Raw genomic sequence first — 15,364 nt, 5'->3', positions numbered from 1 at the left:
TAAATGCAAACGACGATTAATGTTTTACCATTTTATGCGCGTATTGGATGCCGATTCCATAACCTGCACCATATTTTTTCATGAGGTTGGTTACCGGAACATACGTTTCTGTTCTTGCCCAGTCTCTTTGTAATTCAAGGATATATTGAACAGCGGTAACGGGCTTCACACCTGCATGCACCATTCTCTGAACAGCTCTTTCATGTGCTTCATTACTTACGTCGCCACAGGCATCGGTAATTACGAAAACATCGAAGCCTTCAGATAGTGCTGATAATGCAGGGCCTACAATGCATACGCCTGTCCACAGTCCGGCTAATACAATTTTTTTCTTTCCTGTTCCGGTAATGGCTTTGTAAGCAGGCTCATCTTCCCAGGTATTCATGGAGGTTCTGTCGATATAGTTTGAAGTGGCCTGCGGATAGCATTCTTCGATCTCTGGAAACACAGGTCCGGCAAAAGATTCTTCAGCTACGGTGGTAACGATTGTAGGTACGTTGAAGATTTTAGATGCGCCGCAAACAATGGCAACATTTGTACGTAGCTCGGTAATGGAAATGCTTTTGGTAGCGAAAGCCATTTGTCCTTCAAAATCGATAAGTACTAAGGCATGATTTTCCGGGGATAATAAGTCTGGTGATGGTTTCATATTTAAGATAATTTTATTTACCCACCTTATTCCAAGAAACATACCACCCGGCAAAAAACTATCTATCAACGATTTAACGTATTATTGACGAATTTACGTTAACCATATATCGTTGATTTACGAATTTTATGGAGTCGCTGGATAGTGGTGCGCTGGTTTTTAATAAGTGTATTAAGTTTGCCATATAAAATTGAAGGCTATTGAAGCCATTACGTTCATATACTACACTAATACGAATTTGCGCTTGGAACTATACAGATCCATTTCAATCTGTGGGAACATCTTATTGAGCCCGTATTTAAAATTAATTGTGATAAAGAATTACCATCTAAGGAACTGAAGGCCATTTAAGCTTACATCTTCATAAATAGTGCGCTAGTAAGGGTCATGTGATTTTGACTATACAAATCCATTTCGACCTACGAAGCGAATAACTTACGCTTTTTAATATCCTCTTAAATCTGCGGGAATACCTTATTACGCGGGTATTAAATAAGTAGGAAAGAGAATTACCATCTAAGAAATTGAAAGACATTTAAGCCATTGCATTCATGTAGTACATTAACACGAACTTACGCTTGGAACTATAGAGATCCATTTCAATCTGCGGGAACACCTTCTTGAGCGGGATATTTAAACATAATTGTGATAGAATTAACATCTATGAAATTGAAAGACATCTTAGCCTTGCGTTCAGATAAAATGTACTACTTAAATTTGCAAAAAAACTGTCAACCTGATTATTTAACCATTTAAACAGCGAAATATTTTAGTATAAATAAATATAAAAAAAACTATATAATTAACTGTAATACAGTACATAAATAAGATTTATAACGAAATATCGTGATCTGTTTTTAACCATAAAAATTATTATTTTAAGTTTTAAACCTTACTTTAGCGGCATGGAAAGCAAAGGCAATTTAGTAACTACCAAAAACCTGACGAAATCCACCGATACATATATTGAAAACGATGCTGCAGTACTGTTAAAAAAGCTGGAACAAAAAGAAAGGGAAAATAAAGTCCTGCTCTCTTTAAGCAACGCCATCGCTTCCATCCGCAATAAGCTCAATCTATTTGATGTTATTGATCAGAAACTGAAACGATTATTTGAGTTTGACGATTTCGTCATTTGCTTAATTAACGACGACCTGGAAACACATAGCCCTTTCATTTACAACCGGAAAGAAGATTTCCTAAAAACCGCAGGGATTGCGCCCGAAGCTTCCAGGAAATACACACTGGATGATGGCATGTGCAGGGCAATGATTGCAAGCGAAAAACCCATTGTATTTAATGTTGAAGAGGTTTTAACCTCGGATGACGCACCTGCCTGGCTGGGCTTCTGGCATAACAAAGGCATCAGGGAAATGATCGGATTAAAAATGGTCGATCGATCCGGCTGCATTGGGTTCTTCTACCTGTACACTAAAAACACCCATTCAATATCGAACCTTTATTTCGATTTACTCCATGGCATCTCCTTACAAATATCTGTCGCGATATCAAATATTATAGCCAATGATAAAATAGCGCAACAGCTTGAAGAAATCAACATTTACAAACAAAAACTCGAAGATGAAAACAGCTACCTCCAGGAACAAATTCAACATCAATACAACCATTCCGAAATTATCGGGCAAAGCGATTCGTTAAAAGCTATTTTTCACTTAATCGATCATGTTGCCACATCTGATACTACAGTATTAGTTCTGGGAGAAACCGGAACAGGGAAAGAACTCATCGCTAGGGCAATCCACAGTGCTTCTCCCCGACATCATCAGCTAATGGTTAAAATCAATTGTGCTACACTACCGCCAAGTTTAGCCGAGAGTGAGTTATTTGGACATGAAAAGGGCAGCTTTACCGGTGCAACAGACCGAAGGATTGGAAAGTTTGAACTGGCACATAACGGGACACTATTTTTAGATGAAATTGGCGAACTTTCCCTTGCCCTGCAGGTGAAATTGCTGCGTGCCCTCCAGGAAAAGGAAATTGAGCGCATTGGTGGCAGCGAGGTCATCAAAACGAATGTGAGAATTGTAGCAGCTACCAATCGAAATTTATTAAAAGAAGTAGAAAAAGGAAACTTTAGAAGTGATCTTTATTACAGACTTAACGTTTTCCCGATTTCACTACCACCACTTCGGGAGCGTTTAGATGATATTCCACACCTGGCCTCCCATTTCATCGGGCGTATTTCAAAAAAAACAGGACGATTAGTCACTTCGATAGCTAAAAGTGCCTTAAATAAACTGATGGCTTATACCTGGCCGGGAAATATCCGCGAACTGGAACATTTAATTGAGCGAAGTATTTTACTGAATCAAGGGGAAATCCTGAAACAGGTTTCCTTACCAAAAATGGAACGTACCGCTTCGGTTAATAATGGCGGTGAGCAAAGAATTAAAACCATCCATGAAAATGAACGGGATCATATTTTATCGGTATTGGTACAATGCAAAGGTAAAATATCTGGTTTGGGCGGTGCAGCGGAGATGCTCAACCTTCCGGCTACAACACTCAATTCTAAGATCAAGAAGTTCAAAATCAGGCGTGAACACATCTTAAACAAATAAAAATTAAAATGCCCCAACATAACGTACTTCCAAAAACCTTAAACCGCAGTCGCGTTCAAAACACGATCACCGGCGTTTTATGGTCTGGAATTTTCTTTTTAATTCTCTTAAGCCACACCAGTTCGGCGCAAAGCCAACAGGTAGCTGGTGAAGATTCTTTGCAGCGTTTAAGTGTGTTGTTATATAAAGCAGCATCAGATACGAGCCGGGTGAAGTACCAGCTTAAAATTGCCAATCACTTTATCAATCAACAAGATAATCAGCCTGAAAATTTAACAAAGGCATTAGCTTATCTCAGTAAGGCACTTAACCTAAGCAGGCAGTTAAAATCACCTTACTGGGAGTTTCGAAGTCTCATGGTTTATGGCCGGTACTACAGCAAGAAAAAAATGCGGCCGCAACAAGTATCCATTTATGATCAGGCGATTTCCATTGCGCAGAAGATTAAAAATAAACACCTGGAGGCAAGCGCCTGGTATTCTTATTTCATGAACATTCCGGATACCGTTCAGGATTACCGAAACAAAACCTTTTATAATCGTGCAGCCAAATCACATGCTCTTTATAAAGAAGTCGGCCGCTCTTTTAACGAAAAACACCGGGAGGCCCTGCTCCTGAGAATCATGGCCGATTTCCATCTGGAAGAGGAGAAATTCGACCTGGCCACTGCCGAGCTTTTTGAAGTGATTGCCCTGGATAAAAAATATAAACTTCCGGATCTTCCGTCCGCCTATGATCTGCTATCTGCCGTTTATCAGCGAAAAGGAGAACTGAGTAAGGCCTTAAATGCGGCATTGCAAAGTGTAAAAATTGCACAATCCAGCGGTGAAGAAGTGCTTGATACTTATCTTAACCGTGTCGCCGCCGCCTATGAAGCAATGGGTAAACCCAAAGAAAGTATCGAATGGTATACCAAAACTTTGAATACCCCGGATAAGACCGATCCCTACCGGTTCATCCCGGCCTACATGCTCGCTACACAAATGATTAAGATTGGTCAGCCAGAAAAAGCATTGGCTTTACTGAAAAAAACCTGGAGTGAGGTACCTGATAAAGCAACCTTCGATTACTTTATTTATTTAGGTTATGGAGAATGCTATACCGCATTGAAAAATTACAAACTTGCAAACCTGTACTTTAACATGCTGCTCAAACAATCTGAAAAAGATATTTTATCCAATCCATTTCAAACCTCTCTTTTTTTCTCCATCAGCGAATGCTACTTCGCACAGCAAAACTATAGTCTTGCATTACAATACGCAGAAAAAGCGAGAGCAAATCAGATCAGCATGACTTTACCAAGGCAGATCAGGTTAAATGAAATTCTTTACAAAATAAAACTTGCCAGCAATCAACCTGCCGAAGCCATTACCCACTTACAGAATTTTCACCAGCTGAGAGATTCCATGCTTAGCCAGGAAAGCCTAAGTACGATTGACCGGTTGCAGATTGAGTTTGAGGCTTCGCAAAAGGAAAATGAAAATGAGCTACTTAGAAAGAAATCTCAGCTTCAAAGTCAGGAACTTAGCCGATCCAGGTTAATTAAAGACTTTACCATTGGTGGTTTGATTTTCCTTTGCCTGGTATTGATTTTACTTTATGGAAGATTCAGCTTAAAGAAGAAACTCCATAACACTTTGATCAAAAAGAAAGCAGATATTGATATTGCTTATGCAGCACTCGAAGTAAACATTCAGCAGAAAAATAAGCTGATTGAAGAAAAAGAAGGTCTGATCAAAGAAGTGCATCACCGGGTAAAAAACAACCTGCAATTAACAATGAGTCTGCTCAATAGCCAAAGTTATTACCTGGAAGATTTATCAGCAATAGAGGCCATCAAAGAAAGCCAGCATCGGCTGAAGAGCATTGCATTAATTCACCAGAAGCTCTACCAGAATGAAAATTTAGCCACGATTAATATCCAGCCTTATATTGTAGAATTGATAGAATACCTGAAAGACAGCATGAGCGGTGGAAAGAAAATCAGTTTTGATCTGGCGATCCTGAACCTGGAACTAGACATTTCAAAAGCGGTGCCGTTAGGACTGATCATCAATGAAGCCGTTACCAATGTCTATAAATATGCCTTTCCAGATCGGGCCGGTGGCAAAGTTGAAATTAGTTTGAAAGAGCAGCAGGAAGACCATTACGAACTGATAATAAAAGATAATGGTGTAGGGCTTCCGCCTGATTTTGATTACGAGCAAAGCAATACACTTGGTTTAATTTTAATGAAAGGCTTAAGCAGCCAGATTGATAGTGTATTGAAGATGAAAAGTGACCGAGGGGTTTCCGTAAGCCTGATATTTAGCAGTTCGAATGATGATTTGTTTCTATAATGAATGAGGTGATGAGAGAAAAAATTTTAATCGTTGAAGATGAATTTATTGTTGCGCACGATCTGCAAATGATTTTGCAACGCGGCGGTTATGAAGTAACTGGCATTGCCGACTCTGTAAAAAACGCATTAGCAATCCTCGAAAATAAATCTGCAGACCTGGTGCTTTTAGATATTTACCTCAAAGGCCGGCTTACCGGGATAGATTTGGCGCATCAACTGATGCAAAAGAAAATCCCATTCATTTACATCTCTGCAAATTCAAATGAGAAAGTACTTGAAGCAGCAAAGTCTACAAGTCCCTCCGGCTTTATTGTTAAACCTTACCGCGAGAGGGATGTACTGCTGAGCATCGATATTGCCCGCTACCGCCTGAAAAACAATAACGATATGAAGCTGAGCAGCGAACTGTTTATGCGGGATTTCATCGTTGATATTTCCATGAAGTCGCTAACCTGGCAGAAGAAAATTCTTGCTGTAGCGAGCGCGTTTCAACCTTATATTCCTTTTGATTTTATTGCACTTTCAGGCATCTCCAAAGAAGGAACACGCTATAGCGAGATTGGGATCACCAGAAAGAATTTTGACCAGTATGGTCTTTTTACCGCCGAAGAATTTCAGCAAAGCGCAGGAATTGCAAAAGCTGATTATGATAATCAGAATCTGCTTTTGGCAGAAACCACCGCAGATGCGATTTACATTGGTGATGATTTCGAGCAGGTTAAATTGACAGCCCCCATGAAGAAATTGATGGCAGAAACCTATCACCTTTCTGCAAACCTGGTTAAAACGTTTCATTTGGAAAACGGCGATAAAATTAGTTTCTCTTTTTACAGCAGAACTGAAAACATTTATCAGCAAGGCCACATGGAGTTGCTTAATTATTTATCGGCCACCTTAGAAGAGAAACTCACCCACATTATTGAAATGGAACATGCCACGGCAACGGTTCATAAAAAGCAGGCAAACAATGGTTATTTGACCGATAAGAATGTTTTCGGGAATATTATCGGGAAAAGCACGGCCTTGTTGAGTGTGCTGGATAAAGTAAAGATCGTGGCCCCTACCGATACATCTGTTTTAATTACCGGGGCAAGCGGAACCGGAAAAGAAGAAATTGCGAAAAGCCTGCACCGGTTATCTCATAGAAATACCAAACCGCTCGTGGCCGTTAATTGTGCAGCCTTACCAGCCGACCTGATCGAATCGATTCTGTTTGGCCATGAAAAAGGTTCATTCACCGGAGCCATCAACACCAGGATTGGAAAATTCGAGGAGGCCAATGGTGGCACTATCTTTCTTGATGAAATAGGTGAAATGCCTTTCGACCTGCAAGCAAAATTACTGCGGGTTTTACAAGAAAAAGAAATTGAACGCATTGGTGGCAGCCAGCCCATCGCTGTAGATTTACGAATTATTGCAGCAACCAATCTGCAGTTAGCGAAAGAAATTGCTAAAGGCAGGTTCCGGCTTGATCTATTTTACCGCCTCAATGTTTTTCCCCTACACATACCATCACTTTGTGAGCGCAAAGCTGATATCCCGTTATTAACAGCTTATTTTGTTCAGAAACACGCAGAAAACATTGGAAAGCCTATTGATGATATTCCTTTGGCGTTTACAGACCGGTTAATGCAATATGATTGGCCTGGAAATATCAGGGAACTGGAACATGTAATTTTAAGAAGTGTATTGCTTTCTTCAAATGGCAAACTTGATCCGGATCAGCTTGATATCGGTTCAAAAAATGAAACCCCTCTTGCTCAGGACGGCATTAAAACCATTAGTGACAATGAAAGAGACCACATCATCAGGGTATTAACACTTTGCAAAGGTCGCGTGGCGGGGAGCGGCGGCGCTGCAGAATTACTGGGCATCCCGGCAACAACATTAAACTCTAAAATTAAAAAGTTAAAGATAATCAGGTCATGATATTTAGTAAATCAACGATATATCATGAATTTAACAAAATAGATTAAAGATTATTACGTTGATAAACAATAACTTAACAAACGGTACTTAAATTGATTTCATAACAGTGCATAATCTGCCGATCGGTTTCGTGAACTTAATTAATGTTCTCAAAATCCTGCTTAAGCTGGTTTTCATATCAAGCCCGGTTAAATAAAATGAAACAGAAAATCTTAATTGTAGAAGATGAATTTATTGTTGCCAATGATCTCCGGATCATGCTTGAAAAAGCCGGCTACAAAGTATGCGGAATAGCGCCGTCGGTAGTGAAGGCGTTGGAGCTTATTACCACCAAAGAGCCTGACTGGATTTTACTGGATATATTTTTGCAGGGCGATAAAACAGGTATAGACCTGGCCGGGCAGCTCACCGGAATGGGGATTCCATTTATTTACATCTCCGCAAATACCAATCAGGGTATCCTGGAAGCAGCAAAAGCTACCTTGCCTTACGGCTTTTTGGTAAAACCGTTTAGGGAAAAAGACCTGATGGTCATGCTGGATATCGCCAGGTACCGTCATGAGCAAAACCTGAAATACAACCAACCGTCCCAACCCTCTTTACACACACAAATTGAACATATTGCAGAAAAGCAAGAGCCAGTTGCAGATCGGTTAAAACAGATTAGTGCCGCATTGCATCCGGTGGTGCCTTTTGATTTCCTCTGGATTACCAAATCAAATCCAAGAACAAGCACCAAAGACATTAACATGGTGCGTTTGGCCGATGGAAAATTTAGTTTGATCGACAATCAATCGTTACTAAAAGCCATGAACGTTTCCGTCCGTGATTTCAAAACCTGGAACAACAGTGCCATAAATGCCAACGGAAAATCAATTTTTAATGGTTATGACTTTAGGAAATTGAGAATGGAGAGTCCATGGACACAAGCCCTCTCCGATCATTATCAACTAGAATCTGCGCTGATTACCGAAGTGGAACGAGCCGGTGAATGGTTTCAGTTTGTATTTTTTAATCAGCTTTCAGATCTCTACACCAAAGTCCATACCGGCATCATCAATCAGTTTAGTAAAAGTTTGGAAATCATTGTAGATAAGGTTGTTTATGGGAAAGATCCTGTTTCCGGAACACCATTACCAGCATCGAACATTATTGAAAAGCCAGTCATTACAAGAGTTTCTGATCCCGAAAACACGCAAGACTTTAATGGAATTACAGGCAACAGCAAGCTGCTGCATGCGGCTTTCAAAAAGCTCGAACTCGTTGCTCCTGATGATACATCAGTGCTCATTTTAGGAGAAAGCGGTACAGGCAAGGAGAAAATTGCACAAACCATTCATAAGCTATCTCCGCGAAAAAACAAGCCACTGGTTACCGTTAATTGCGCAGCCTTGCCTTTAACGCTGATCGAATCAGAACTTTTCGGACATGAAAAAGGCTCATTTACCGGCGCGAACGATAAACGAATCGGGAAATTTGAGCAGGCTGACGGTGGTTCTATTTTCTTAGATGAGATTGGCGAACTTCCGCTGGAGGCACAGGTGAAATTATTAAGGGTGCTTCAGGAGAAAGAAATAGAACGCCTGGGTGGAAATTATACCAAAAAAATCAACGTCAGGATTATTACGGCAACCAATAGAAATTTAGAGAAAGAAGTAGCAGAAGGTCGGTTCAGGCTGGATTTATACTACCGGTTAAATGTCTTTCCGATTGAACTGCCAGCCTTGAGGGATCGGAAGGAAGACATCCCTCTCCTTGTTGATCACTTCATTGCTAAATATGGCAAGAAAGGATCATCTGGGGTTACCCAAATTTCTGATGCCGCATTAAATGAATTGCAGGATTACGACTGGCCCGGAAACATCAGGGAGCTGGAGCATTTGATTGAACGGACTATGTTGTTGACGGAAGGTGACACCATTACCCACATCGAATTGCCTGGTGCGGCTTCTGCTAACCACTTCAGCAGCGAAGACCATTTTAAAGTTAAAACCATGGAGGAAATGGAAAGAGACCACATTTTAAACGTTTTAAAAATGTGCAAAGGCAAAGTTTTCGGAGCGGGCGGCGCAGCAGAAATTCTGAATATCCCATCAACTACCTTAAACTCTAAAATCAAGAAACTGGGGATTAAATTCGAATTTGTGAAGTAACGGAAATCCTTTACATCAAATAATGGCTTGAAATTATCAGGGTGTCCCTTGCTTTTTATCCCGGGCTATTGCTATTGCATAAGCAAGCCATAACTAGTTAAAGATTCCATTGGTTATACCACAACGTAAATTAACGAAATATAGCGATATATTAATTGGCAAACAATCATTAAACACTTAATATATAGTAAGTTAATACAATGGCTCACAATTTGAAATAATATATCCATACAAAAACGAACAGCATAAGGTCATGTTAAATGATTACGATCAGATTTAACTTTAAGCTGCATCAAATAATTATAATTCATCTAATAAAAAAAGCTATGAGTACTATTAAAGTAAAAGACGGAACAGAAATTTATTACAAAGACTGGGGAACCGGACAACCAATTGTTTTTCATCATGGATGGCCACTTTCAGGCGATGACTGGGATACACAAATGATGTTTTTCCTACAACAAGGTTACCGGGTAATTGCGCATGATCGCCGCGGACATGGCCGTTCTGGTCAGAGTGCAAATGGAAACAATATGGACACTTATGTAGCAGACATTGCGGAGTTAACCGAAGCGCTTGATTTGAAAGATGCCATTCACATCGGCCATTCTACCGGTGGTGGTGAAGCCATCCGTTACGCTGCACAATATGGTAAAGACCGTGTTGCTAAGGTAGTTTTGATTAGTGCCGTTACACCAATTATGATTCAGACCGACAGTAATCCTGAAGGTGTACCATCGTCTATATTTGATGAGATCCGTCAGGGTACCGGTTTTACCAGAGCGCAGTATTTCTATGATTTTCCGGTAGCATTTTATGGCTGGAACCGCGAAGGGAAAGAAGTGCAGGAAGGTATTAAGCACAACTGGTGGCGTCAGGGCATGATGGGCTCAGTTTTAGCGCACTATGAAGGGATTAAAGCATTTTCAGAATCAGATTTTACAGAAGATTTGAAAAGCGTTAGCATTCCTGTACTGGTTTTACACGGCGAAGATGATCAGATTGTTCCTTACGGCCAGGCACCAAGAGCAGCTGAACTATTACCTAACGGAAAGTTAATTTCCTATCCTGGTTTTCCTCATGGAATGCCAACCACAGAAGCTGAAACCATTAATAAAGACATTTTAGCATTTATCAAGTCTTAATTTATAGCCTCCCAAGTACTAAAAGCGGCCAATGTAAATTGCCCGCTTTTAGTATTTAATAGCGTTTACATTATCTTTGATTTTCGAACACAGACAGCATCCCAGCCTGAGCTAAACCTGGCTAATTTATTTTAACACCTCCCAATAGCCTCTCGTACCGCCGCTCCGGTTGATAAATCCTTTATTTTTCAAAATTTCAATATGCTTCAATACAGCTGATTCATTTATATTGAGTTGTTGGGCAATCGCCCGATAACTTATTGTTGGATCAATTCTAATAATGGATAGTACTTCTGTCTGCCGATTAGTCAATTCAGCATCAGCTATTGCACCACCTATTGCACCACCTATTGCACCACCATCAACTTCATCATTGAGGATAACAGTATTGTGAATTGGAAAAGACATTCTAAAAAAACTCTTAGCAGAAGTCAGTTTTTTTCTGCTTTCTTTCCAGCAAAAAACAACTTTAGATTTTACATGTTATATTCCTCAATTCATTCTTTAACTTTATGAAAACCCAAAACATCATCCTATGATAAAAAAAATAGTATTCGGCCTGTTGCTTTTAGCATCTCTCGGGAGCACTGCTCAGGAGAATTTAAATTTCAATGCAAAGAAGGAGATCACTTCCCCGGAAATTAACACAGATAAAAGTGTTACGTTCAGGTTAATGGCACCAAACGCAACCAAAGTCGAAGTACAGGGCGATATTATTGGTGCAGCGGGTATGGCCACAATGAAAAAACAGGCAGATGGAGTTTGGACCTACACTACGGGGCCTTTAAAATCAGAACTTTATAGTTATTCTTTCCTGGTAGATGGATTAAAAACGGTAGATGCAAATAATGTATATCAAATCAGAGACGTTGCATCGGTTGTTAATGTCGTAATTATTGGTGGTGGCAAGGCCGATAATTATCTGGTGGCCGATGTGCCGCACGGAACGGTATCCAAAAGATGGTATAACTCACCCGGAAATGCAAAAACCAGGAGGATTACAATTTATACGCCACCAGGATATGAGGAAAATAAAGAAAAATATCCCGTTTTATACCTCCTGCACGGTATGGGCGGAGATGAAGAAGCCTGGGGCGCACTCGGACGGACGGCTCAGATTCTCGACAACTTAATTGCGCAGGGTAAAGCAAAAAAAATGATCGTGGTAATGCCCAACGGAAACGTAGCACAACAGGCAGCACCCGGAGAAGACATCAAAGGTTTGTATAAGCCAACCATGCAATTGCCGAACACCATGGATGGCAAAATGGAAGAGACTTTCACCGATATCATTAAATTTGTTGAAAATAATTACCGCGTAAATGCCAATAAAAGTCAGCGCGCCATAGCAGGATTATCTATGGGCGGTTTCCATTCCTTGCACACTTCCAGATTTTACCCGAAAACCTTCGACTATGTTGGCTTGTTCTCGCCGGCCATAATGCCGTTTGCTAAAACGTCATCACCCGTTTATGAAAATTTTGACACCACATTAAAAAAGCAGTTTGATAACGGCTTAAAGCTGTACTGGATCGGAATCGGTAAAACTGATTTCCTGTATAAAGCCGTTGCGGATTACAGAAAAACATTGGATGGGATCGGCGCAAAATATACATACGTGGAAAGTGAAGGCGGACATACCTGGTCGAATTGGCGCGATTACCTGGTGCTTTTTGCCCCACAGCTTTTCCAGTAGTTGCCAAACACCGCGCGTACATTTAATTTAGGCTTTTGTAGAATCTTATTCGCTTCACCCACGCTAAAGCGCTTTTGGCTGGTTAACTGATCAAAATAATGAAAGGCGCTGTTATAAATCAATATTCTGTCTCTTGTTTTTAGTGAGAATCATCCCTTTTCAGGGCTGTTATATCCGTACATTAGAACCGGAAAAAATAAACACTACCATAATAAACATGAAAAAATATAAAGTAGGAATTATCGGCTATGGAGGATTTGGAAAGTTCCTTCACCATTGGCTGGCTAAACTGGAGAACGTAGAAGTTGCCGCGATATCTGATTCCGGCAATCATTTCAAAGGTGATGCGCATTGTAAAGCCTATCAGGATTGGGAAGAATTGCTTAAAAATCCAGACATAGAAATTGTTTGTATTGTTACGCCACCGGGTCTGCATGCAAAAATGGCATGTGCTGCGATGAAAGCCGGAAAACATGTGTTGCTGGAAAAACCGGTGGCCATTACTGAAGAAAGTGCCCAACAGATTTTGGATGTACAAAAAGAAACCGGAAAGGTAATCACGGTCGACCACATGATCCGATATAATCCCATCATCCAGAGTTTAATGGAAATTGGTAAAAGCGGTGCATTAGGGAAGCTTAGACACGCAGTAGTAAACAATTATGCACAGGATGCCTCCCTGCCACCCCATCATTGGTTTTGGAATGAGGAAATGTCTGGCGGCATTTTGGTCGAACACGGAGTACATTTTTTCGATATCATTAAGGCCCTTGGCGGACAGCAATACAGTAAAGTATACGGCTGCTCTCATCACCGGAATGAAGCTCAACGCGATCGCATGGCTGCTATGGTGATGTACAATGATGGCTTAATTGCCAGTTACTACCATGCTTTTTCGGGCCCGGGTTTCTTTGAGCAAACCACCATCAATTTAGCTTATGATCTTGGCAGGGTGGTGATTGAAGGCTGGATGCCGATGAAAGGGACCATTAAGGCCATGCTGAACGCCCAAACCAGCGAACAGTTAAAAAGTATTCCGGGTTGGAAAGTTACAGAAACCGAAAAGCTTAACGAATCTAACGATGTTTCCCGGCCAGAAGGCTGGGGCGATTCAGAAACTGCTGATACCGATAATAGTCAACTGGTGTATTGCGGCGGGATTGGCTATGCGGTTGATGAACTGGTATCCGGCCATTTCGAAATCGGTCAGACTAAAGGTGAAGTATATGGCAAATGCGTCCAGGAAATTTTAGCTGATATGATTCAAAAAATAGAAAATAAAGACCACAAACTTAAGATCACCATTGAAGATGCTTTGGAAGCATTGAAGATCGCACTTCTCGCTTCTGCATAAGTTTAAGGCATTTTATTGAAAATAATTAGCGTGCAAATGCGATCCGGCTTATTAATAACAAAAATGGCCGGATCGCTTATTTTATCGTCGTTCAGCGGGTTTGAATTGTACCGATAACAGTATTTAGTTCGTTGATTTATGAATCAACCCCAAACATTTTGAACCTGGCGGGGTTAGATTTTTATCACCTGTAGAACAAGCCGCTCCATAAATCAATGAAAACTGTTGCTACCATTCTTTTTTTTATCCTCCTGCAAGCCTCTATGGCAGTACATGCACAATTAAATTTTGAAAATTTAATCAGGTCGGGTCCGGCAGATGCAGAAAAACTTGTTGAAGCATACGCCAATCCACTGCTTTATGGCTTTGGTTTGGGCATGAATAGCGGGTGGACCAACACCGCACAGGCACTGAAACCACTGCATTTTGATTTACGGGTAATCGGAACAGGATCGGTAGTCCCTTCATCAAAACAAACCTTTGATGTTTCGAACATAGGCCTTTCTCCTACCCTTCGTCCCTCCGATCCTTCAAAAGTATTATCTCCTACATTTACCGGAGATACCCGGAACAATGGCCCCTTGATGGATCTTTTTGATGCAAACAATAACAAACTGATTAGCTTCGAATTGCCACGCGCAGTGATCAAGAGCATAGTACCAACTCCACAGCTGCAACTTAATATGGGCCTGTTTGCCAATACAGAAGTAATGGTTAGGGCAGCGCCTAAAATCCGGCTGGGTGAACGTTTTGGATCGGTTTCGTTGCTCGGTTTCGGAATTAAACATAATTTTGCCCGAGACTTTTTCCCAAAGGATAGCGAAAAAATACCATTCGACTTTTCTGTGCTCGCAGGTTTTAACACCGTGAAATATGGGAGGGATTTAAACCTGCTTCCGCTGGATGGCATGATTCCGGAAAACGATGCTCAAATTGCAGACTTTTCTACCCAGCGCGTTTACGCAAAATTTGATAATTACCTCATTCAGGCCACACTCTCTAAGGAACTTTCTGTTTTTACACCCTTTGTTTCGCTGGGTTACAGTATTTCAAAAGCACAAATAGGCTTGAAAGGCAATTACCCAATTGCGAATAGCATCAAAGATGAAAAGATAGCCTACATCACCTATTCAGATCCATTTGCTTTGAAGCGGACCTATCTAAGAACGTTGCGCGGTGATGTTGGCTTTCAGATCAAGCTTCCGGTATTGAGACTTTATGGCTCCTATGGCTTTTCCGGAGGTTACGGAATGTTAAGTGGCGGAGTTGGAATAGGCTTCTAACCTTTTTACTAATCAAATTTGATCCTGCGACTTGCAATCACCATACCAACCAGTAAAATCAATGCATTCCAACGAAAGAAAAAAACGGCTAAATAGCAAAATTGAAGCGGCAAAGCATACATTGCCGACCGCCTCATTTTCATCCTGTTGTTTAATTCTCGCCCCAGAACTCATCATCAACCAACTGGTTATCTGGGAAGGTCCAGATTTCACCTGCATCTGTCCGGGCATT

10 protein-coding genes are annotated in these 15,364 nt (G+C 40.8%); 8 read left to right on the top strand and 2 right to left on the bottom strand.

The annotated features are described in order from the left end of the window. Positions 1-16 precede the first annotated feature (16 nt). Positions 17-649 (bottom strand): hydrolase, encoded by a 633-nt coding sequence (locus GJU39_RS09350; protein ID WP_154280527.1) that lies wholly within the window; start codon positions 647-649, stop codon positions 17-19. A gap of 905 nt (positions 650-1,554) precedes the next feature. Between GJU39_RS09350 and GJU39_RS09345 the strand changes: the two genes are divergently transcribed. From GJU39_RS09345 to GJU39_RS09325, 5 genes are all read left to right on the top strand, one after another. Further along, positions 1,555-3,231: a sigma-54 interaction domain-containing protein gene (locus tag GJU39_RS09345; RefSeq protein ID WP_154280526.1), complete on the top strand. Its 1,677-nt coding sequence runs from the start codon at positions 1,555-1,557 to the stop codon at positions 3,229-3,231. Between the two features lie 8 nt (positions 3,232-3,239). Next, positions 3,240-5,570, top strand: a complete 2,331-nt coding sequence (locus tag GJU39_RS09340) for a tetratricopeptide repeat-containing sensor histidine kinase (protein ID WP_154280525.1) — start codon at positions 3,240-3,242, stop codon at positions 5,568-5,570. Between the two features lie 11 nt (positions 5,571-5,581). Next, entirely contained in the window at positions 5,582-7,501 is a 1,920-nt protein-coding gene (locus GJU39_RS24110) for a sigma 54-interacting transcriptional regulator (RefSeq protein ID WP_167515670.1), read from the top strand. A 197-nt stretch (positions 7,502-7,698) separates the two neighbouring features. Further along, positions 7,699-9,654, top strand: coding sequence for a sigma 54-interacting response regulator (locus tag GJU39_RS09330; RefSeq protein ID WP_209437616.1), 1,956 nt, complete (start codon positions 7,699-7,701; stop codon positions 9,652-9,654). Between the two features lie 326 nt (positions 9,655-9,980). After that, positions 9,981-10,799: an alpha/beta fold hydrolase gene (locus GJU39_RS09325; protein ID WP_154280522.1), complete on the top strand. Its 819-nt coding sequence runs from the start codon at positions 9,981-9,983 to the stop codon at positions 10,797-10,799. Between the two features lie 126 nt (positions 10,800-10,925). Here GJU39_RS09325 and GJU39_RS09320 read toward each other — a convergent pair whose 3' ends face one another. Beyond that, positions 10,926-11,207, bottom strand: a complete 282-nt coding sequence (locus GJU39_RS09320; RefSeq protein WP_154280521.1) for a winged helix-turn-helix transcriptional regulator — start codon at positions 11,205-11,207, stop codon at positions 10,926-10,928. 127 nt (positions 11,208-11,334) lie between these two features. Here GJU39_RS09320 and GJU39_RS09315 point away from each other — a divergent pair, with 127 nt between their 5' ends. From GJU39_RS09315 to GJU39_RS09305, 3 genes are all read left to right on the top strand, one after another. After that, positions 11,335-12,495 carry an esterase gene (locus GJU39_RS09315; RefSeq protein ID WP_154280520.1) on the top strand — a complete coding sequence of 387 codons (1,161 nt, stop codon included), beginning with the start codon at positions 11,335-11,337 and terminating at the stop codon, positions 12,493-12,495. A 217-nt stretch (positions 12,496-12,712) separates the two neighbouring features. Continuing rightward, positions 12,713-13,849: a Gfo/Idh/MocA family protein gene (locus GJU39_RS09310; protein WP_154280519.1), complete on the top strand. Its 1,137-nt coding sequence runs from the start codon at positions 12,713-12,715 to the stop codon at positions 13,847-13,849. A gap of 215 nt (positions 13,850-14,064) precedes the next feature. After that, positions 14,065-15,132 carry a DUF6588 family protein gene (locus GJU39_RS09305; protein WP_154280518.1) on the top strand — a complete coding sequence of 356 codons (1,068 nt, stop codon included), beginning with the start codon at positions 14,065-14,067 and terminating at the stop codon, positions 15,130-15,132. The last annotated feature ends 232 nt before the right edge of the window (positions 15,133-15,364 follow it).

It is taken from the genome of Pedobacter petrophilus, from assembly GCF_009674725.1.
Taxonomy (GTDB): Bacteria; Bacteroidota; Bacteroidia; order Sphingobacteriales; family Sphingobacteriaceae; genus Pedobacter; species Pedobacter petrophilus.
This window is presented reverse-complemented; position numbering and strand designations above follow the sequence as displayed.

What these genes read in the sequence shown, in the direction of transcription:
- GJU39_RS09320 (WP_154280521.1), bottom strand. Translation starts at nt 11,207, where the DNA reads ATGTCTTTTCCAATTCACAATACTGTTATCCTCAATGATGAAGTTGAT.
- GJU39_RS09330 (WP_209437616.1), top strand. Translation starts at nt 7,699, where the DNA reads ATGAAACAGAAAATCTTAATTGTAGAAGATGAATTTATTGTTGCCAAT.
- GJU39_RS09315 (WP_154280520.1), top strand. Translation starts at nt 11,335, where the DNA reads ATGATAAAAAAAATAGTATTCGGCCTGTTGCTTTTAGCATCTCTCGGG.
- GJU39_RS09340 (WP_154280525.1), top strand. Translation starts at nt 3,240, where the DNA reads ATGCCCCAACATAACGTACTTCCAAAAACCTTAAACCGCAGTCGCGTT.
- GJU39_RS24110 (WP_167515670.1), top strand. Translation starts at nt 5,582, where the DNA reads ATGAGAGAAAAAATTTTAATCGTTGAAGATGAATTTATTGTTGCGCAC.
- GJU39_RS09325 (WP_154280522.1), top strand. Translation starts at nt 9,981, where the DNA reads ATGAGTACTATTAAAGTAAAAGACGGAACAGAAATTTATTACAAAGAC.
- GJU39_RS09305 (WP_154280518.1), top strand. Translation starts at nt 14,065, where the DNA reads ATGAAAACTGTTGCTACCATTCTTTTTTTTATCCTCCTGCAAGCCTCT.
- GJU39_RS09345 (WP_154280526.1), top strand. Translation starts at nt 1,555, where the DNA reads ATGGAAAGCAAAGGCAATTTAGTAACTACCAAAAACCTGACGAAATCC.
- GJU39_RS09310 (WP_154280519.1), top strand. Translation starts at nt 12,713, where the DNA reads ATGAAAAAATATAAAGTAGGAATTATCGGCTATGGAGGATTTGGAAAG.
- GJU39_RS09350 (WP_154280527.1), bottom strand. Translation starts at nt 649, where the DNA reads ATGAAACCATCACCAGACTTATTATCCCCGGAAAATCATGCCTTAGTA.